Source organism: Stenotrophomonas oahuensis, assembly GCF_031834595.1.
In the GTDB taxonomy this organism is placed as follows: domain Bacteria; phylum Pseudomonadota; class Gammaproteobacteria; order Xanthomonadales; family Xanthomonadaceae; genus Stenotrophomonas; species Stenotrophomonas oahuensis.
Window position 1 is genome coordinate 1,674,456 of sequence record NZ_CP115541.1, and the last position, 19,677, is coordinate 1,694,132.

The window sequence follows — 19,677 nt, forward strand, 5'->3', positions numbered from 1 at the left end:
TCGGCGGAGCTGCGAAGTCCCGCGAGGGACATATGAAGGGAAATTGCTGGCAATGTGGTTGTTCGCTTCAGTGCGGAAACCCGCCACCGAGGCCGTCCTTCCTACGTAGTCACTTGAGTATCTTACGTTTCTTGGCCTCGGTCGCGTGATAACACGTTACCGGGGCCAAGTATCTTCTGGCACCCGAAACTCTGATCTCGAGAATTGCTGTGGCGTAGTAGGCCGTCCCGTTCAGTGTGAACTTCTGCTGCGTGTTGAGCATCACGGACTGCTGATCACCCCTCCGCTCGGTCATGGGATCAACAGTGGGTGGATTGCGTCTAACCAAGCTCCGCGGACTGTAGGCCTTTGCCACGATCTCGGCGATCTGCGTACAGTCGAGGTTGTCCTTCTTGATGCGAGAACACAGGACGTGCCGGATGTCGCTGGGGTTGATCATTACTGCGTAGCAGTTGAGACGCTCCCAGCCACTCTCGTCGCAGACGCGATCCATGTCATCGCATTGTTTGGGCGTCAAGCAGTAGGCAAGGGCCGGAGCTAGCTCATCCCTTGCACCACTTTGCGACTGGGCATCCACGAACCGGACGAGCTCGCGGAGGCACTCTGCCAAGGCGTATTCCAACTGCACTTGCGACATCATGGAAATGGTTGATCAGATCTCTCTGCTCATCCGGATGGGCGGAGTGTGAGTCTGAGCAATTCCGATGCGGAAAGCGCGGAGACTGTCGGGATTGCCCGCATGCGTTGAGGTGGCTGATGCAATGTTCCTCTTGCTTCGGTGCACATTCGGCCTTCGTCGCGCCGATCGTCGCTATCGGCGGTCGACTGTCGTGCGACCCTACCGAGGCGTCTCGGCGTCCGTCACGCGTCATGCGATTGCAGAATGAGCGATCAAGGACGCCGCAGGTTGTGCGAGCAATGAGCATTCATGAGGCCGGCCAACGGCCGGCGCTACCGGTTCCGCTTTTGCTTGACGGTTTAGCTGCCGTCTACTTCCGCGTAACGCACTATGGCGGCGTCTGAGCTTTCAGACGGTGCTGCCAAGGTGATGGTGATCTCGCCCGGTGTGCAGTCAGCGCGGATCTGTTCGCCGGGCTCAAAGCCGAGGCGACGCAGCCAGGGGCCGCGCAGGTAGATGGAAGGTGTTGCGGCTTCCTGTTCCTGCAGGTCCGTTGGGACGGAGTGGACGTTGGGGAAATGCCGCGTGCTCGGGCGCGGGGCGGTGGTGCTGGGTACTGCTTCCTGCGGCTGATCGAAGTGCTGATGCATGTGATGACTCCGGCTGGAAGGAACACCCTCGCCTGAAAGGCGAGGGGAAGTCGGGAGGTCAAAACCGTAACTTGGCAGACGGCGGGCGTATTCCCACATGAGGGTGTTGTATTAGCCACCCTCCCGACGTGGGACCTTCTACATTTTCGCCAAGTTGGAGTTTTGAGCTCCGTCGAGTCACCATGCCGTTGGGCGTTCAACTCACCAAGCAATTTGTTTTCATTGGTTTTTTGCGACACCGCCGGCGCAACGCGGGCGTGTCGGGATTGGGCCGGAAATGCCGGATGTGCGGCGGATTAGCGTGATCTGGTGCGCGGTTTGGGCATCCGGTCAGCGGAATGACGCGTATGGCGCAGACAAATTCGAAATGTCGCGAAGGGCCAATCTTGCGTCGCGGGTGAGTGGCGGTGCGAACGGTGTGGGTGGGGTATCGACCAACGGTCGATACCTACCGGTTTCGTCCAGGTTCCGATTTCCGTCACGTGGTGACGGTTGGAGGCGGGGTCAGGCGCCGCCGTAAAGACGCTGCGCGCTCTGGAACAGAATCCAGCTGGTCGCAATGAACTTGTCCCCACCCTCGGGCCGGTTCCCACGATGCGTATGCGTAAACGCCGTCGGTGCAATCAACAGGCTGCCGGTACGCGGCGCGATCTTCCGTTCCTGGAACATGAACTCGGTCTCGCCGGCCTGGAAGTCGTCATTGAGGTACAACGTCCACAGCAGGTGCCGGTGCAGGGTCTCGCCCGCCGGATCGCGGGGATACAGCTCGCAATGCCAGTACGGATAACCCCCCTCGCCCGCCGCATACCATTGCAGGTTGATGGCGCCGGGGCGCAGGCACGTACGGGCCAGTTCGGAAAGCTGGGCATCTTCCATCCCGGGGAAGTCATCGGCAGACAGCCGACGTGCACTGCCGTCGGTGTCTTGAACCTGCAACATCAGCGGCGAGATCAACGCCTGTGGATAACGGCGTAGATAACTCAATACGCCTTTGAATACGGCCTGCTGCAACAGCATTTCCACCTGCTGCCATTCGGCGCGGCCGCTGATGCGCAGGTCCTTGCTGTGCTTGAGTTCCGGGAATACGCCACTGCCCACTTCACCGGGTTGCAGCTGGGCGCTGGCGCGCATCTGCGCCAGGATCGCGGCGCACGCTTCGGCGGGGATGGCGTTGTGGATTACTTCAATGAAATCGCGCGGCGTTTCGGCGGTCATGAGTCGGTCCGTGAGCATTCGCCCCCGATGTTGACCGGTGCCATGCGTGATGTCACGCCGTTGCCATGTGACAGATTCCACATAATGCAGGGGTCAGCCGGCGACCGACCCCCGCATGCGTGCATCAGCCCTGCGCGGCGTCGTGCTCGCGGTGATAACGGGTGGCTTCGGCCACTTCGTTCTTCGAGCCGAGGAACACCGGCACGCGCTGATGCAGGTGGTCCGGCTGGATGTCCAGAATGCGCTCGCGGCCAGTGGTGGCGGCACCACCGGCCTGTTCCACCAGCAGGCCCATCGGGTTGGCTTCGTACATCAGGCGCAGCTTGCCGGCCTTGCTCGGGTCTTTCTTGTCCCACGGGTAGATGAAGATGCCGCCGCGGGTGAGAATGCGGTGCACGTCGGCCACCATGCTGGCGATCCAGCGCATGTTGAAGTTCTTGCCGCGTGCGCCTTCCTTGCCGGCCAGCAGGTCCTGTACATAGCCCTGCATGGGGACTTCCCAGTGGCGCTGGTTGGACATGTTGATGGCGAATTCCTGGGTGTCTTCCGGAATCTGCATGTTCGGCGTGGTCAGCACGAACTCGCCCTTCTCGCGGTCCAGGGTGAAGGCGTGGGTGCCGTGGCCGGTGGTCAGCACCATCTGGGTGCTGGGCCCGTAGATGCAGTAACCAGCGGCAATCTGCGCGGTGCCCGGCTGCAGGAAGCTTTCATCATTCGGCTGCTCGGTGCCCGGCGGGCAGCGCAGCACCGAGAAGATGGTGCCGACCGACACGTTCACGTCGATGTTGGAGCTGCCATCGAGGGGATCGAACAGCAGCAGGAAGTCGCCGCGCGGGTAGGTGTCCGGCACGGGCTGGCAGTGGTCCATTTCTTCCGAGGCGCAGGCGGCCAGGTGGCCACCCCAGGCGTTGGCTTCAAGCAGGATCTCGTTGCTGATCACGTCCAGCTTCTTCTGCGCTTCGCCCTGCACGTTGCCGGTGCCGGCGTCACCGAGCACGCCACCCAGTGCGCCCTTGCTCACGGCGATGGAGATGCTGGTGCAGGCGCGGCCGACGACGGCGATGAGCTGGCGCAGGTCGGCGTTGATGCGGCCGGCATGCTGTTCTTCGATCAGGTACCGGGTGAGCGACGTACGGGACATGAAATGACTGCCAAAGACATTCGGGGGCCGTATTGTGGCCCGTTCGGTGGGGCATTACGAGGCGAAGCGTCGGGTAACCGTTTCCAGGTAGTGCCGGCCGCTGGCCGGCAACCTAATGAGCTTCGGATGCAGGTGCGTGGTTGCCGGCCAGCGGCCGGCACTACCGGGATCCCGGTGAGCAAAGATGACAGATGGTCGTGCAGATAGCAGAACGGCCGCACAGGGCGGCCGTTCTGCGTGCAACGTGTTGCGGTGGATCAGCCCTTGGCGACCGTCGCCACGGCCTTGGCCACGTACTCCAGGTTGCCCTGGTTCAGCGCGGCCACGCAGATACGGCCGGTGCCGACGGCGTAGATGCCGAACTCGTCACGCAGGCGGTCCACCTGCGGGCGGGTCAGGCCGGAGTACGAGAACATGCCGGCCTGGTCGTTGATGAAGGCGAACTCCGGTGCGCCTGCGGCGACCAGGTTCTGCACCAGGCCATGACGCAGGGCGTGGATGCGCTCGCGCATCTCGGTCAGTTCCTGCTCCCACATCTGCCGCAGCTCGGGGCTGGTCAGCACACCGGCCACCAGCGCCGCACCGTGGTTCGACGGGCTGGAGTAGATGGTGCGGATGATGCGCTTCACCTGCGACTGCACGGCCTTGGCGGCGTTCGCGTCCGGAGCCACCACCGACAGCGCACCCACGCGCTCGCCATACAGCGAGAACGACTTGGAGTACGAGTTGGCGACCACGAAGCTGTCGATGCCGGCTTCGGCGATGATGCGCACCGCAGCGCCGTCTTCGAAGATGCCCTTGTCGAAGCCCTGGTAGGCCATGTCGATGAACGGGAACAGCTGGCGGTCCTTCAGCAGCTGCGCCACCTGCTTCCACTGCTCGACGGTGAGGTCGGCACCGGTCGGGTTGTGGCAGCACGCATGCAGCAGCACCACGGTGCCCGGCTGCAGCTTTTCCAGGTCGGCCAGCATGCCGGCGAAGTCCACGCCGTGGGTGGCGGCGTCGAAGTAGGTGTATTCCACCACTTCAAAGCCGGCGGCACCGAACACCGCGCGGTGGTTTTCCCAGCTGGGGTTGCTGATGGCGATGGTGGCGTGCGGCAGCAGCTTGTGCAGCAGGTCCGCGCCCACGCGCAGCGCACCGCTGCCGCCGATGGTCTGCGAGGTGGCCACGCGGCCGGCGGCCAGCAGCGGCGAGTCTTTGCCGAACACCAGTTCGCGGGTGGCCTGGGTGTAGGCCGGCAGCCCGTCGATCGGCAGGTAGCCGCGCGGTTTGGCCTCGTTGGCCAGCTGCTGTTCAATCTGCTTTACGGCGCGCAGCAGCGGAATGCGGCCGCTCTCGTCGTAATAGATGCCCACGCCCAGGTTGACCTTGGTCGAACGGCTGTCGGCGTTGTATGCCTCGGTCAGGCCCAGGATCGGGTCGCCCGGGACCAGTTCCACGTTTGCAAAGAAGGACACGGCGGTACTCATTCGAAATGACGGATGGGGAGGTTTCGCGCTCGGTGTTACGGCAGCATGGGCCGAAACAGCGCCATCGTAACAAAGCCGTGGCATGGGCGCGGCGGCTCTCGTCACCTTCCATGCCGTACGCTGACAGACGGCCTTCCCCCCACCGGAGACCCTGCCCCCGCATGCGTCGCTTTATCCCCCTGTTGCGCCATTCATCGTTCATCGTCGCCGGCGCGTTGCCGGTCACCGCCCTGGCCCAGGCCGCCGAGGCCCCGGGCATCGAGCGCCTGCCCACGGTGCAGGTCCAGGCCGCGCGCGGCCAGCGGGTCGCCGACGTCGACCTGCCGGCGTCGATCAGCACCGTGCAGCTGGATGACGAGGTCATTGGCACCCTCGCCCAGGTCAGCGAGGCGCTGAACGGCGTGCCGGGCCTGCTGGCGCGTGACCGCCAGAACCTGGCCCAGGACACCCAGCTCTCCATCCGTGGCTTCGGCGCACGCTCCACCTTCGGGGTGCGCGGGGTACGGGTGCTGGTGGATGGGGTGCCGGCGACCATGCCGGACGGCCAGGGCCAGCTTTCCCACGCCAGCCTGCTTTCGGCGCAGCGTATCGAGGTGCTGCGCGGGCCGTTCTCGGCGCTGTATGGCAACTCGTCCGGTGGCGTGGTGCAGGTGTGGAGCGCCGACGGCGCGGCGGGCGATCCGTGGCGGGCGCGTGTGGCCGCCGGCAGCGACGCCACCCTGAGCGCCGGCGCGCAGCTGCGCGGGCAGCAGGGACCGCTGCGCTACAACCTGGCCGCCAACCACTTTGAAACCGCCGGCTGGCGCGAGCACAGCCGGGCGCGGCGTGAATCGTTCAATGGCCGGCTGGGCGTGGATGTCGGCGGCGGCCAGCTGGATCTGGTGCTGAACTACCTGGATGCGCCGGATGCACAGGACCCGCTGGGCCTGACCCGCGCGCAGGTCAACGCCAACCCGCGCCAGGCCACGGCGGTGGCCACCCAGTACAACACCCGAAAATCCGTACGCCAGGGCCAGGCCGGCCTGGTCTTCACCCGTACCGAGGGCGCGCAGACCTGGCGGGCGATGGGCTATGCCGGCCAGCGCCAGGTGGAGCAGTACCTGGCCATTCCGCCGGGCCCGCAGGCCAATCCGCTGCATGCCGGCGGAGTGATCGACCTGGACGGCGGTTACGGCGGGCTGGACCTGCGCTGGGCCTGGCAGGGCGACTGGCTGGGCCGGCCGCTGGAAGCGGTGATCGGTGCCAATGCCGACCAGCAGACGCAGGATCGCCGAGGTTACGAGAACTTCATCGGCTCAGACCTGGGTGTGCGTGGCGCGTTGAGCCGCGACCAGCGCGATCGCGTGCGCAACGTGGACCAGTTCGCCCAGGTGAACTGGCAGTGGGCTCCGCGCTGGTCGGCGCTGCTGGGGCTGCGCCACAGCACCGTGCGCTTCCGCTCCAACGATGACTACATCACCGCGCGCAACCCCGACGACAGCGGCTCACGCGACTACAGCGCCACCACCCCGGTGGGCGGCGTGGTGTTCCATGCCAGCGACGCCTGGCGGGTGTACGCCTCGGCCGGGCGCGGCTTTGAAACCCCGACCTTCAACGAACTGGGCTACCGCAACGACGGCGGAGCCGGGCTGGCGTTGAACCTCGACCCGGCCCGCAGCCGCAATCTGGAGTTGGGCACCAAGTGGCGCGGGGCCGGTGGTGCGGCCTTCGAGGCGGCGGTGTTCCGCGCCGATACCGATGACGAACTGGCCGTGGCCAGCAACACCAACGGCCGCAGCACCTACCGCAACATCGGGCGCACCCGCCGCCAGGGCGTGGAGGCCAGCCTGCAGCAGCCGCTGGCCGCGCAGCTGGACCTGACCCTTGCGTACACGTACATCGAGGCTACCGTGCGCGAGCCGTATGCCACCTGCGCCAGCAGCGGCTGTGCGGTGCCGGACACGGTGGTGGCGTCCGGGTCGCGGCTGCCCGGGGTGCCGAAGCAACAGGCGTTCGCGCGGCTGGATTACCGGCCCGGGGACTGGCAATGGGCCGGGGAAGTTGTGGCGTCCAGCGATACGGTGGTGAATGACCTGGCCAGTGATACGGCGGCCGGGTATGCGTTGCTGAACCTGGAGGCGGCGAGGAACTGGCGCACCGCACAGGGGACGCTGAGGGCGTTCGCGCGGGTGGATAACGTGCTGGACCAGCGCTATGTGGGGTCGGTGATCGTCAACGACGGGAATCAGCGGTACTTCGAGCCGGGGGCGGACCGGCGCTATGGCGTGGGCCTGCAGTGGTCGTGGTTGTAATGCGAGGGCCGGCGCACGACCAACGGTCGTGCGCTACCGCGTGACAGTTCCATGGTGTCATCCGCCCGCGTTACGTTACCGGGGCAACCGGTAGCGCACGACCGTTGGTCGTGCGGCCATGAACGCGTCAGCACCCACGCGTCCCCGCCCCACCGGTCATTTCGGAACCTTGGCAGGCACGAACGGTGAGGTGGGGTCGCTCGCAGGGAAGGTCTCCTCCAGCGCCTCATCCTGGTTGTCGTTGGCCTTGTCCTGCTGCTCCTTGTGCCCGGGGTCGTCCGGCTGCCCATCCGGCGTGCCATGAACCGCATCCACGCCGGTGCGCAGGTGCTCGGGCGTATGCGAGGGCGACATGCCGGCACCGCGATCCTCTTCGTCGTAGAGGTCGTGCTTGCCGCGCTGTTCACCGGGAACCGGCGGATGGGCTTCGCGCAAAGGGTCGCGTGGCATGGTCGTCGCTCCGCTGAGAGGGGCGACCACTACACGCTTCCGGCAGTGAAGCATCCGCGAATAGAAGTGCTCTGAACGGATCTGTCACAGCTGGATAACGGCCACAGGCTTATTCCTGCCCACCCTGCCTGCTGCCGGAGACGTGTCATGCCCCGCCCCGACCGCCGCATCGCCCCTGCCGTGTTCAGCGCCTACCGGCTGCCTGATCCGAACGGGCGCAACCGCCGCCGTGCGCGCGCTGTGGAACCGCAGGCGGTGGCGCAGGACTACGTGCAGTACATGCGCAGCGACTTTGAGCGCCGCCGCAGCGCCTCACGCCGACGCTGGGAAGACCTGTACCCAGCCTACGCCTTTGCGCTGACGACCCATAGCGCCGACTGGCCGCGCGGCGACGACGGCGACACAGACGGCGAACTGGCCGAACAGTGGGAACAGATGCGCGGGGCCTCGCGGCTGGGCTGGCCGCAGGCGCGGGCGGTGGTCGAAGATGCTTGGCTGGCGCTGGACCACATGCCGCCCACGGCGGTACATGGATTACTGCAGTAGGCGGGAAATGTTGACCATTAATCTTCCACGCCGAAACTGACGGAGTTGGGCCGCATTTGCCCCCTAGTTTCTGTCTTCCACTAGCATTGCCCGATCAATGAATCGGAGCAACTCAGTGGACGACGCATCAAAATCGGTATCCCAGGTGAGCTGGACGGCCAAGTTCACTCTTGCAGGAGTAGCGCTGCTGCTGACCACTGCCGTGACTGCGGGCGGCATCCTTCTCTACTGGGTGGGCTCAGTCGCCCGGGCAACCTATCTCTCGGAACTAGGCGTGCCAGTGGATGCCTTTGACAGGACACGTGAGTCCATCATCGAATGGGGAGCGTATTCATTCTTCTTCAAATGGGCCGACTATCTGGATGTCTTGGGGAGTCGTCCTTGGGCTGTGGTCGTAGTTGGATTCGCGACATTCGCACTCGCCATGTCCTACTTCTGGCCATCCACCCCGAAGAAGGCAGCCTCTGGAGGACCTCGTACGCGTGCTGTCGTTTACAGCACGATCGCAGCCCTCGTCGCACCCATGATATCGCTCGTCTTGATGGCCGGAGTTGTACTCGTTCTCGGTCTACCTGCTGCAATGGGGGAAAGTCGCGGAGAGCAGCTTGCGCAAAAGCTTAAAACGGGTGCGTGTATGGATGAGTATTCAGGGAGTTGCCAGGAGCTCTGGCGCGAGAATCGACCGATCGGAAAAGGGGCTGTGATTTCAGAATCGGGAACCCGGATTGCATTCTTCGATGCCTGCGCGGGCCGAACGGTGGTGATGGACGTCTCTGGCACAGAGATCCGATCCAGCGGGAAATATGCCGGCCACGAGGCGCTGCATCAGAGCTGCAAATCGTTGATGTCAGCTGCGGCCATTGAGGCCTCGGAGGCGTAGCCACCTCTCGTCGCTGTGGATCAGCCGGTGCGCGGGCGGAAGCGCGCGCCCAGCCAGATGCCTACGGCCTGGAACGGCAACGACACCAGCAGAGCTGCCACGAACCAGAAAGGGTAGTCGCTGCCTTGGTCCCACGCAGCAAACGCCGAGGCCCCGACGATCATCGCCCACACGATGCCACCGTGCAGCCACGGCCAGGTGGGGGCATAGCGGCTGGCGAATGCGCAGGCGGCAAAGCCGCCCAGAATCGTCCAGCCCAGATCCCAGGCCAGGCGACCCTCCCCCTGCCCCAGGCCAACCCAAGGCGCGACCCAGCCGCCCGCGCCGCTGACCATGCCCAGCACGAACAGCGCCACGACCACGCACAGCACGGACAGGGCCGGGGTTTTGAGGAGAGACAAGGCGGACATGGGCGGCTACAGGGGGGAAACGGCCTCCATTATGGTGGGGTCCATGAGGAGCCGGCCAGCGCTATGCCCGCCATCCTTGGCGGGCACCCTTCGGGCCGTCACTGCGTGACGTTGAGAACGGCTCCTGCCGTTCTCTTCGGCACTACCGGGCTCAGCGGTTCATGTCCAGCACCACGCGGCCCTCGATCTTGCCGGCGTGCATGCGCGCGAAGATGTCGTTGATGTTGTCCAGTGAATCGCTGGTGACGGTGGCAGCAACCTTGCCCTGCTCGGCGAACGCCAGCGACTCCTGCAGGTCCAGCCGGGTGCCGACGATCGAGCCGCGCACGGTGATGCCGTTGAGCACCATGCCGAAGATGTCCAGCGGGAACTGGCCCGGCGGCAGGCCGTTGAGCGACACCGTGCCGCCACGACGCACCATGCCCAACGCCTGCTCGAATGCCTTCGGCGAAACGGCGGTGACCAGTGCACCATGCGCGCCGCCAATCTCCTTCTTCAGGAATGCGGCCGGGTCCGTGTTGCGCGCATTGACGGTTACGGTGGCACCGAGGCGCTGCGCCAGCGCCAGCTTGTCATCGTCGATATCCACCGCCGCCACGTTCAGGCCCATCGCCTTCGCGTACTGCACCGCCATGTGGCCAAGACCGCCCACGCCGGAAATCACCACCCACTCGCCGGGCTTGGTATCGGTAACTTTCAGGCCCTTGTAGACGGTGACGCCGGCGCACAGGATCGGAGCCACTTCAATGAAACCGATGCCCTTGGGCAGCAGGCCGACGTAGTCCGCATTGGCCAGCGCGTACTCGGCGAAGCCACCGTTCACCGAGTAACCGCTGTTCTGCTGGGCTTCGCACAGCGTTTCCCAGCCGCCCAGGCAGTGCTCGCAGTGGCCGCAGGCCGAGTACAGCCAGGGAATGCCGACGCGGTCGCCTTCTTTGATGTGGGTCACGCCCTGGCCCACCGCTACGACATGGCCGACGCCCTCATGGCCGGGAATGAACGGCGGGTTCGGCTTCACCGGCCAGTCGCCCTCGGCGGCGTGCAGATCGGTGTGGCAGACACCACAGGCCTCGATCTTGACCAGGATGTCGCCCGGACCGGGGCGCGGCACTTTCACTTCCTCGATCACCAGCGGCTTGCCGAATTCGCGGACCACGGCCGCCTTCATCGTCGTGTTCATGGCTGCAACTCCACAGGGGGGAGTTACAGCCTGCGCCGCGCCGCTTAATGCCGCTTTGATTCCGATCAACCCGCGCGCTGAGGGGTTGCCACGCATGGCGTGGCACTACAGGGCCTCAACCCACCAGTGCCGCCGATTCCCGTGCCAGCTGTTCAATGCCGGCCCAGTCGCGCGCCTGCATCAGTGCCCGCGTGGTCAACCACGAACCGCCCACGCACAGCACGTTCGGCAGATGCAGGAAATCGCGCGCGGTCTGCGCGCTGATCCCACCGGTGGGGCAGAAACGCACATCGCCGAACGGCCCGTTCCATGCGCTCAGCATGCCCACGCCACCGGCCTGTACCGCCGGGAAGAACTTGAACGTATCCAAGCCATGCTCCAGGCCTTTCATCAGCTCGGACGAGGTGGCCACGCCCGGCAGGAACGGCAGGTCGGTATCGCGCGCTGCCGCGTAAAGGCGGTCAGTGGCACCTGGCGACACCGCGAAGCGCCCGCCAATCTTCTTCACCTGTTCCATCTGCGCGGCGGTCAGCACCGTGCCTGCGCCGACCACGGCATCGGGCACCGCTTCCACCATCGCCTTGATCGCATCCATCGCCACCGGTGTGCGCAGGGTGACTTCAATCACCGGCAGGCCGCCGTTGAACAGGGCCTGCGCTACGGCCACGGCATCGTCCACGTTTTCCGGGGTGAACACCGGAATCACCGGGGCCAGTTTCAACACTGCGCGTACGCGCGGATCAGCGCCGGACATCAAATCGCTCCTCGCCCGTCAGGGCCATCACGTCAGCTTCGCTGACCAGGTTGAAGTCGCCCGGGATCGAGTGCTTGAGAATGGCCGCAGCCAAACCGAAGCGCACGATGGCCTGCGGGTCGAAGTCGCGCATCATGCCATGCAGGATGCCAGCGGCGAAGGCATCGCCACCGCCAATGCGGTCGACAATGCCGACCATCTCGCGCGCTGCGGCCACCGCACGGGTGCCGTCGCGACCGATCAGCATCGCGCCCAGCGAATGATGGTCCACGCTGTGCGGCGTGCGCTGCGTGCAGGCCATCCACTGCAGGCGCGGGAACGCGGCAAACGCCTGCGCTGCGGCGGCATCCACGCGCTCGCCGATATCGGTCTGCGGGAACTCGCCGCCGAGCACCACGCCGATGTCGCGGTAATCCGCAAACGCCACATGCGCACACGCAAACAGCTCGCGCAGGATGCGCGGTGCATCGCCCTCCCAGCGCGCCCACAGCGACGGGCGGAAGTTGCCGTCGAACGACACCTTTACACCGCGCGCGCAGGCTGCCTGCGCGGCGGCCAGGGTGGCTTCGGCCATGGCCGGATTCAACGCCGGGCTGACGCCGGAAAGATGCAGCCATTCCACGCCGTCCAGCAGCGTGTTCCAGTCGTAGTCGGCGGCGCTGCCCAGCGAGAACGCCGAGTCCACGCGGTCGTACACTACTTCGCTCGCGCGCTGCACCGCACCGGTGGTGAGGAAGTACAGGCCCATGCGACCGGGGCGGGTCTGCACGTGGGTGGTGTCGACGCGGTGCCGGCGCAGCTCGCCGGCCACGAACTGGCCCAGCGGGTTGGCCGGCAGCGTGCTGACCATGGAAACGTCGTGGCCGAACTGCGCCAGCGACACGCCCACGTTGGCCTCGGCCCCACCGGGGTGTACCGTCAGCTGCGCCGTCTGCAGCAGCAGTTCACGGCCGGGGGCGCTCATGCGCAGCAGCAACTCTCCAAAACAGACAACACGACTCATGGCGATGGATCCCTTGTTGTGGAACTGACCGGGCGACAGCGCCAAGACAGTTTGGCTAGCGGTGTCATTCTAGCGGGCCGGGCCGCCCCGTCTACCCGGGGGCAAAGTCGGAACCATTGTCCCGCAAGCGTCTGCGGGACATTGCAAATCTGTTGCGGTGCAAGATGCCCTGTCCTCCACGTGCTGTTAACGTCCGCCCTGACCAGCGGTGTCATTGCACTGACACGTCGCCGGATTGCTGTTTCATGTAGCACCTTGGGAGAGGGAAAACATGCAATACCGAATCAATCAGAAAAAGACACCGGTTACCTTGCTCGCACTTTCGATCGGCCTGGCGCTTGGTGGCACCGCGCTGGCCCAGGAGCAGACCGACCAGGCGGCCACCCAACTGGATACCGTCACCGTCACCGGCTACCGCGCCAGCGTCGAGAAGGCGCTGGACATCAAGCGCAGTGAGTCCGGCGTGGTCGACGCCATCGTCGCCGAAGACATCGGCAAGTTCCCCGATCTGAACCTGGCCGAGTCGCTGCAGCGCGTGCCCGGCGTGGTCATCACCCGTGAAGCCGGCGAAGGCCGCAACATCTCCGTGCGAGGCCTGGGCCCGGACTTCACCCGCGTCCGCATCAACGGCATGGAAGCGCTCACCACCGTGGGCGCCGGCGACCAGAGCGGCGGCACCAACCGCGGCCGTGGCTTCGACTTCAACGTGTTCGCCTCGGACCTTTTCTCGCAGCTGATCGTGCGCAAGACCGCCTCGGCCGACGTGGAAGAAGGCTCGCTGGGTGCCACCGTGGACCTGCGCACCGCCCGCCCGTTCGACTATGACGGCTTCACCTTCGCCGCCAGCGGCCAGGCCAGCTACAACGCCATGGCTGAAAAGGCTGACCCGCGCGTGGCTGCCCTGATCTCCAACACCTGGGCCGACAACACCTTCGGCGCGCTGCTGTCGGTGGCCTACTCCGAGCGCCAGGCGCTGGAAGAAGGCTCCAACACCGGCCGCTGGGCCAATGGCCCCAGCAACGGCAACTTCAGCGCCACCTCGCCGTTCACCGCCGCGCGCAGTGCCGACGTCTATCACCCGCGCTTCCCGCGCTACGTGCAGATGGAACACGAGCAGAAGCGCCTGGGCGTCACCGGCACCCTGCAGTGGAAGCCGACCGACGCCACCGAGATCTCGCTGGACGCGCTGTACTCGAAGATCGACGCCGAGCGCGATGAGAACTACATCGAAGCCATTTCCTTCAGCCGCGGCACCAGCACCACGCCGCGCCTGGTCGGCAAGCCGGCTACCGTCGTCAAGAACGGTGTGATCGAGAACAACGCACTGGTCTACGGTGAATTCGACAACGTCGACATCCGCACCGAAAACCGCCACGACGAGTGGAGCACCGAATTCAAGCAGATCGCCTTGAATGGCCAGCACCGCTTCGGCGACGACTTCACCTTGTCCGGCAAGGTCGGCATCTCGCGCTCCAAGCACGAGAACCCGATCCAGACCACGATCATCATGGACAAATATGACGTCGACAATTACAGCTACGACTATCGCGGCAACAACCGCTTCCCGATCCTGAACTACGGTATCAACCCGACTGACCCGGCGGGTTGGGAGCTGGCAGAGATCCGTCTGCGTCCGCAGTACGTGGACAACGACTTCGACACCGGCCAGATCGACTTCAACTGGAACATCAGCCCCGGCTTCCGCCTGAAGGGCGGCATCCTGGCCAAGGATTACACCTTCAAGACGGTTGAGCTGCGCCGCGCCAGCGAACTGGCCGTGCCGAACTTCGCCAACGGCACCAAGATCGTGCCGGTCGACATGACCCAGCCGGCCAGCCTGAAGGGCATCAACGGCAACCCGGACCAGTGGGTGGTGCCGAACCTGGATGCGATTGCCGACTACTTCGACATCTACAGCAACAGCGGCACCTTCGCCGTCGCCCCGCGCGCCAACAACGTGCGCAGCGTGGAAGAGAAGGACCGCGGCGGCTACCTGATGGGCGAGTTCTCGACCGACCTGGGCAGCATCCCGTTCTCGGGTAACTTCGGTGTCCGCTACGTCAAGACCAAGCAGAGCTCCACCGGTCTGTCCACGCTGTCCACCACCACCGTCTCCACCACCGTGGAGCGCGAGTACGACGACACCCTGCCGTCGTTCAACCTGGTCGCCGAAATCACCCCGGACTTCCTGATCCGCCTCGGCGCGGCCAAGGTGATGAGCCGTCCGGGCCTGGGCAGCCTGACCCCGGGCTCGACCGTGGCCGTGGCCGGTGGTGCACGCACCATCTCCACCGGTAACCCGAACCTGGATCCGATCCGTGCCACCAATGTGGACCTGGGCTTCGAGTGGTACTTCGCCGAAGGCGCGATGGCCGGCGTCGGTCTGTTCTACAAGGACATCGACACCTTCATCCAGACCACCCGCGAAACCCGTCCCTTCAGCGACAGCGGCCTGCCGGCCGAACTGCTGATCGGCACCGGTGCCACCCCGGACAGCGACTTCACCTACACCAAGCCGGTCAACACCCCGGGTGGCGAGCTGAAGGGCGTGGAAGTGAACTACACCCAGCCCTTCACCTTCCTGCCGGGCAACTGGTCGAACCTGGGCGTGCAGTTGAACTACACCTGGGTGGATTCGCAGATCCAGTACATCAACTCCGCCGGCCAAGCCGTGTTGAAAGCGGACCTGACCGGTCTGTCGCGCAACTCGTGGAACGCCACCCTGTTCTATGAAGGCAAAGTGTGGTCCGGCCGCGTTTCGGCGACCAACCGCGACGACTACCTGACCCAGGTCACCGGTACCGAGAATGGTTTCAGCCTGGACGGCTACCACGGCATGACCGGGACCACCTTCATTGACGCGTCGATCCGCTATGCGATCACCGACAAGCTGGAGCTGAGCCTGGAAGGCATGAACCTGACCAACGAGGCTTCGGACGAGTGGGTGTACTCGCCGGCCACCGGTGAGCTGCCGCTGCAGTACACCGAAACCGGGCGTCAGTACATGCTCGGCGTGCGCTACAAGTTCTGACCGCACGAAGGCAGCGGCGTGGGCAACCACGCCGCTGCTGCGGCGCAAGATGCCGCCCCGTTTTCCCTTTGCTAGTTTCTGACGGCCCTGCGCTGACACCGCGGCCGTGGCCGACCGCACCGTTCTGCTGACGAGGATGGCGTGTTGCGCCGTACGTTCTCGCTGTGGAAAGGAAGGTCACATGCTGCAACGCTCCGCATTGTCCGCCAGCCTGCTGGCTCTGCTGCTCACCAGCGCCGGGACTGCCGCCGCGCAGAACACTCCGCAGCTGCTGTTCCATGTCTCGGCCGAGCACGGCCTTGAGGCCGACGCCGCACAGGGCGATGCGATTCCAAACTTCGTCGACAAGGTCACCACCGTGGCTGACGGCGCGCACGGCCGCGCCATCCAGTGGGCCGACGACGGCGTGCTGTCGTGGAATGCGCCGGGCAACATCCAGGCCCAGCGCGGCACCCTCGGTTTCTACTGGCGTCCGCGCTATGCGGTAGGCGAAGCACCGTTCGTGATCTTCCGCGTCGGCTACGCCGACCACAGCAGCTGGGACATGGCCTGGCTGCGCATCGACTGGAACGGCCACGGTTTCGATGCCTTTGTGACCGACGCCAACCTGGCGCGCACCCGTGTTTCGTTCAAGCTGGACGCCCTGCCCGCTGCCGATCGCTGGCAGCACATCGCCTTCGGCTGGGACGAAGACCACGGCGTACGCCTGTATGTGGACGGCAAGGAAGTCGCGCGCGCTGAAACCACCGCCGACTACGATGCCGCCTTGGATCAGCTGGGCCTGGCCGGTCGCGTTATGGCTCCTTACCAGGTGCAAAGCCGCTACAACTTCCTGCGGGGCAGCGACTTCGACGAGATCCGCGTCTACGACCGCCTGCTGGATCCGGCCGGGATGACCGCACTGGCAGCCAATCGCGCGCCGACCTCGGCCGTTGCCGCGGCTGACGCACAGCGCGCATGGAACCACCGCTTCGGCTGGGACCGCGCGCTGCCGCCGGCGCTGACTGCCCCAACCACCTCCATCCGCAAGGTCGAGTTCGCCGACACCAAGGACCACAAGCAGTGGATGTGGAAGGCCACCGACGGCATTGCCGAAACCACCTGGCCGGGCGTGTACAACCGCTCGCGCCTGCCCGGCCGTAACGATTACTTCCAGCTGCCGGACTGGAACACCTATGTGGAAGGCGGGCAGCAGCTCGACCTGACTCTGCCCGAAGGTGAAGCCGTCAACCGCGTCGAAGTACGCGGTGCGGCCTTCGGAGCGTTGAGCCACTCCGCCGACGGCCAGCCTGCCACGTCGCTGCTGCAACGCCCGCAGGGCGTGGTGCGCAGCGTGGACGACATTCCCGCCCAGCGCGGCGGCGTGCTGCACTTCCGCAACACCGAGCAGGAAACCCCGATCCAGGAGATCTGGGCCTACAACGTGAGCGACGCCGCCGAGCCGGAAGGCACGGTCAAGCAGCGTTACCTGATCGACAGCCAGGCGCTGCCCGACTACCTCAACATCACCACGCTGCGCGAGTACATCGACGGCCGCTACCCCGCTGCAGAACGCAGCACGGTGATGGCGCTGCCGAAGGGAGCCGGTTCGCGCCGTCGCGCAGCGGACACCTTGCCAGCGCAGCCGCTGCCGATCGTGCACGTGCTGATTCCTTCCGGCGTGGGTGATGCCCCGGCCGCGCAGCCGCTGATCCGCAGCTGGGCGCACAGCTGGGAGAACATGTACGACGGACTCGATGGCGTGGCCATCGACATCCCGGCACTGAACCTGCCGGCAACGCGCGATGGCCTGATTCCGCTCAACATCCGCATCAAGGACCCGATCTGGCCGGCACGCGACATGATCGATGTCAGCGTCTCGGTCAAACCCGGCGAGAAGCGCACGCTGTGGCTGGACCTGCGCGACCGCATTCTCACCGCCGACAGCTTGTGGCTGAGCGTGGCCTCCGGCGCGCCCGGCTTCAATGCTGCCTCGCTGGACGGCGCCGAGATCCGCCTGGTGTTCAAGGACCGCGCCGAAGCCAAGCGCGAGCACACCGCCGACCGCTTCAACCAGGTGCGCGACAACTGGGGCTTCCTGGTCGAGGAGCACACCACCTCCAAGCGCCAGCGCCTGTATGCGCGCGTGTATGCCGACCTGAGCGATCTGCTGCGGGTGGACCCGGACCACGAACTGGGCCGGTTGTACTGGAACTACATCAGCTACAACAGCCAGGGCAAACCGCCGTTCAAACAGCCCGAAGCGCCCAAAGGCGCACCGCTGTGGGCGTTCCGCCAGACCGAAGACCTCAAGTACGTGCGTCGCTTCGTCGACTGGTGGATCGACAACCGCCAGATCGCGTATGGCGACTTCGGCGGCGGCATCTCCGACGACACCGACCTCACCCAGCAGTGGCCCGGCCTGGCGCTGATGGGCGTGGAACCGGACCGGCTCAATGCCTCGCTCACCGCGCTGAGTGACGCGGTGTGCCGCAATGGCATGTTCAGCAATGGGCTGAGCACCATCGAAACCGACGAGCTGCACAGCTACGAAGAAGGCATCAACGCCAACAGCGCGATGCTCTACCTCAACTGGGGCGACCCGTTGACCGTGGAGCGGCTGATGGAAACGGTGAAGGCCTTCAACGAGCGCATCATCCTGCCCAACCCGCAGGGCCACCTGCTGTTCTCCAGCAACTGGTTCGGCGGCAACAAGGTGTATCGCGAGCCGAACTGGCAGTGGCAGAAGCCGTACTCCTTCCCCGCCCTGCACCCCGCGTTCCTGATGGGCCAGTACAACGCGGATCCCACCGGCCGCAAACTGGTGGTCGGTTTGGCGGACGGTTACCTCGCTCACGCGTACACCGACGACAAGGGCCGCTGGGCGCTGCCCAACGAGATCAACTGGGCAACCGGCAAAACCCGTGGCGGCGAGCTCAACAGCGGCTCCGGTGGCGGCGACACCATGCACACTTTCTGGGCCGCGTGGCGCTTCACCGGTGACGACAAGTACCTCAAGGCGCTGGACTATCGCGTGGCGCGGGGCGGTCCCAGCTCCCTGTCCAACCTCGGCGAGAACTTCGTCGAAGTGCTGGGCCGTGGCGCGGACTGGAATCCTGCGCTGATCGCGGAAGCCGATGCAGGCAAGACCGGCTTTGCCAGCGTGATGGCATGGCAGGCCACCGGCGACAAGAAGTACCTGGAGGAACTGCACGCCGATGGCATCCAGGCCAAGGCACAGCGCGAGTACATGAACACCGAGGGCCACTGGTGGTCTGACCGCGTGGAAGCCAACAGCGAGTTCCTGCAGCGCGCCCGCCTCGGCGGCATCGCTTTGCGCCGCAACCAGAGCTGGCCCGGCCACACCGTCAGCTGGCGCTTCACCCAGCCCGAGGCGGCCGAGCAGGTCGGGTTGCTGGTGCATGCGCCGAATACCGAACGATTTACCGTTACCGCGCACAACCTCGGCAAGCGTGCGGCCGATGCGCAGATGACCACGTGGAACGTCACTGCGGGTACGTGGCGGGTGCGCAGCGGTGTGGACCGCGATGGTGATGGGGTGATCGACGGCAAGGCCAGCACGCAGGATGTGGTGCTGGAGCGCAGTGCCTCGATGCCGCTGCGCTTCGCGCCGGGGCAGACCCAGGTGTTCGAGTTCGAGCTGGTGCAGGCCGGTACGCCGGTGGAGCTGCGGCCGGACTTGGGTGTCGGTCGCGGCGATGTGCGCGTGGATGGAAAGCAGGTGCACGTGACCGTGCACAGCCTGGGTCATGTGGGCACGCCGGTGGGTGTGGCGGTGCTGGAAGACCGCAATGGCCGCGAGATCGCGCGGACCGAAGTGCCGGCGATGGAAGCGCCGAGTGATCTGGTGCCGCGCACGACGACCGTTGACCTGCCGTTGCCGGCGGGCAGCCGCGAAGGTCTGCGGGTACGCGTAATGCTGGAGGGCAATGCGGCCGAAGTCACCCGCCTCAACAACACCGTGATGGTACCGACCCCGTAGAGCCGGGCTTGCCCGGCTTCTTTCCGACATCGCGGTGGTTCAGCCGGGCAAGC

At 65.5% G+C, this 19,677-nt stretch carries 15 protein-coding genes; 5 read left to right on the plus strand and 10 right to left on the minus strand.

Features of this window, described 5'->3' with window-relative positions; all coding sequences use genetic code 11:
- Positions 1-109: 109 nt before the first annotated feature.
- From PDM29_RS07275 to PDM29_RS07295, 5 genes are all read right to left on the minus strand, one after another.
- Positions 110-628 carry a hypothetical protein gene (locus PDM29_RS07275; RefSeq protein WP_311193184.1) on the minus strand — a complete coding sequence of 173 codons (519 nt, stop codon included), beginning with the start codon at positions 626-628 and terminating at the stop codon, positions 110-112.
- A 350-nt stretch (positions 629-978) separates the two neighbouring features.
- A complete protein-coding gene (locus tag PDM29_RS07280) occupies positions 979-1,269 on the minus strand; it encodes a SymE family type I addiction module toxin (protein WP_311193185.1) in 291 nt (96 codons plus the stop codon).
- Positions 1,270-1,773: 504 nt separating this feature from the next.
- Complete coding sequence (locus PDM29_RS07285; RefSeq protein WP_311193186.1) at positions 1,774-2,484, minus strand: 2OG-Fe(II) oxygenase; 711 nt, start codon at positions 2,482-2,484, stop codon at positions 1,774-1,776.
- A gap of 124 nt (positions 2,485-2,608) precedes the next feature.
- Positions 2,609-3,625: a class 1 fructose-bisphosphatase gene (locus PDM29_RS07290; protein ID WP_311193187.1), complete on the minus strand. Its 1,017-nt coding sequence runs from the start codon at positions 3,623-3,625 to the stop codon at positions 2,609-2,611.
- 257 nt (positions 3,626-3,882) lie between these two features.
- Positions 3,883-5,085: an amino acid aminotransferase gene (locus tag PDM29_RS07295; protein WP_311193188.1), complete on the minus strand. Its 1,203-nt coding sequence runs from the start codon at positions 5,083-5,085 to the stop codon at positions 3,883-3,885.
- A gap of 173 nt (positions 5,086-5,258) precedes the next feature.
- Between PDM29_RS07295 and PDM29_RS07300 the strand changes: the two genes are divergently transcribed.
- The gene (locus tag PDM29_RS07300; RefSeq protein ID WP_311193189.1) at positions 5,259-7,388 is read left to right on the plus strand and encodes a TonB-dependent receptor family protein; all 2,130 of its coding nucleotides are present in this window, start codon (positions 5,259-5,261) and stop codon (positions 7,386-7,388) included.
- A 156-nt stretch (positions 7,389-7,544) separates the two neighbouring features.
- Here the strand turns inward: PDM29_RS07300 and PDM29_RS07305 are convergent, their stop codons facing one another.
- On the minus strand, positions 7,545-7,838 hold the full coding sequence (locus PDM29_RS07305; protein WP_311193868.1) for a hypothetical protein: 294 nt from the start codon (positions 7,836-7,838) through the stop codon (positions 7,545-7,547).
- A gap of 147 nt (positions 7,839-7,985) precedes the next feature.
- On the opposite strand from PDM29_RS07305, the gene PDM29_RS07310 reads away from it, so the two are divergent.
- Together PDM29_RS07310 and PDM29_RS07315 are read left to right on the plus strand one after the other, a co-directional pair.
- Entirely contained in the window at positions 7,986-8,384 is a 399-nt protein-coding gene (locus tag PDM29_RS07310) for a hypothetical protein (protein ID WP_311193190.1), read from the plus strand.
- 115 nt (positions 8,385-8,499) lie between these two features.
- Positions 8,500-9,264: a hypothetical protein gene (locus PDM29_RS07315; protein ID WP_311193191.1), complete on the plus strand. Its 765-nt coding sequence runs from the start codon at positions 8,500-8,502 to the stop codon at positions 9,262-9,264.
- A 20-nt stretch (positions 9,265-9,284) separates the two neighbouring features.
- Here PDM29_RS07315 and PDM29_RS07320 read toward each other — a convergent pair whose 3' ends face one another.
- The 4 genes from PDM29_RS07320 to PDM29_RS07335 form a co-directional block, all read right to left on the minus strand.
- On the minus strand, positions 9,285-9,674 hold the full coding sequence (locus PDM29_RS07320; RefSeq protein ID WP_311193192.1) for a hypothetical protein: 390 nt from the start codon (positions 9,672-9,674) through the stop codon (positions 9,285-9,287).
- Between the two features lie 151 nt (positions 9,675-9,825).
- The gene (gene adhP, locus PDM29_RS07325; RefSeq protein ID WP_311193193.1) at positions 9,826-10,854 is read right to left on the minus strand and encodes an alcohol dehydrogenase AdhP; all 1,029 of its coding nucleotides are present in this window, start codon (positions 10,852-10,854) and stop codon (positions 9,826-9,828) included.
- 115 nt (positions 10,855-10,969) lie between these two features.
- The gene (gene eda / locus PDM29_RS07330; protein ID WP_311193194.1) at positions 10,970-11,608 is read right to left on the minus strand and encodes a bifunctional 4-hydroxy-2-oxoglutarate aldolase/2-dehydro-3-deoxy-phosphogluconate aldolase; all 639 of its coding nucleotides are present in this window, start codon (positions 11,606-11,608) and stop codon (positions 10,970-10,972) included.
- The gene (locus PDM29_RS07335) at positions 11,595-12,611 is read right to left on the minus strand and encodes a sugar kinase (RefSeq protein ID WP_425508724.1); all 1,017 of its coding nucleotides are present in this window, start codon (positions 12,609-12,611) and stop codon (positions 11,595-11,597) included. The genes eda and PDM29_RS07335 overlap by 14 nt, the downstream gene beginning before the upstream one ends.
- A 271-nt stretch (positions 12,612-12,882) precedes the next feature.
- Between PDM29_RS07335 and PDM29_RS07340 the strand changes: the two genes are divergently transcribed.
- Both PDM29_RS07340 and PDM29_RS07345 read left to right on the plus strand, forming a co-directional pair.
- Positions 12,883-15,642, plus strand: coding sequence for a TonB-dependent receptor (locus PDM29_RS07340; protein ID WP_311193195.1), 2,760 nt, complete (start codon positions 12,883-12,885; stop codon positions 15,640-15,642).
- A gap of 181 nt (positions 15,643-15,823) precedes the next feature.
- A complete protein-coding gene (locus PDM29_RS07345; protein ID WP_311193196.1) occupies positions 15,824-19,624 on the plus strand; it encodes a LamG-like jellyroll fold domain-containing protein in 3,801 nt (1,266 codons plus the stop codon).
- The last annotated feature ends 53 nt before the right edge of the window (positions 19,625-19,677 follow it).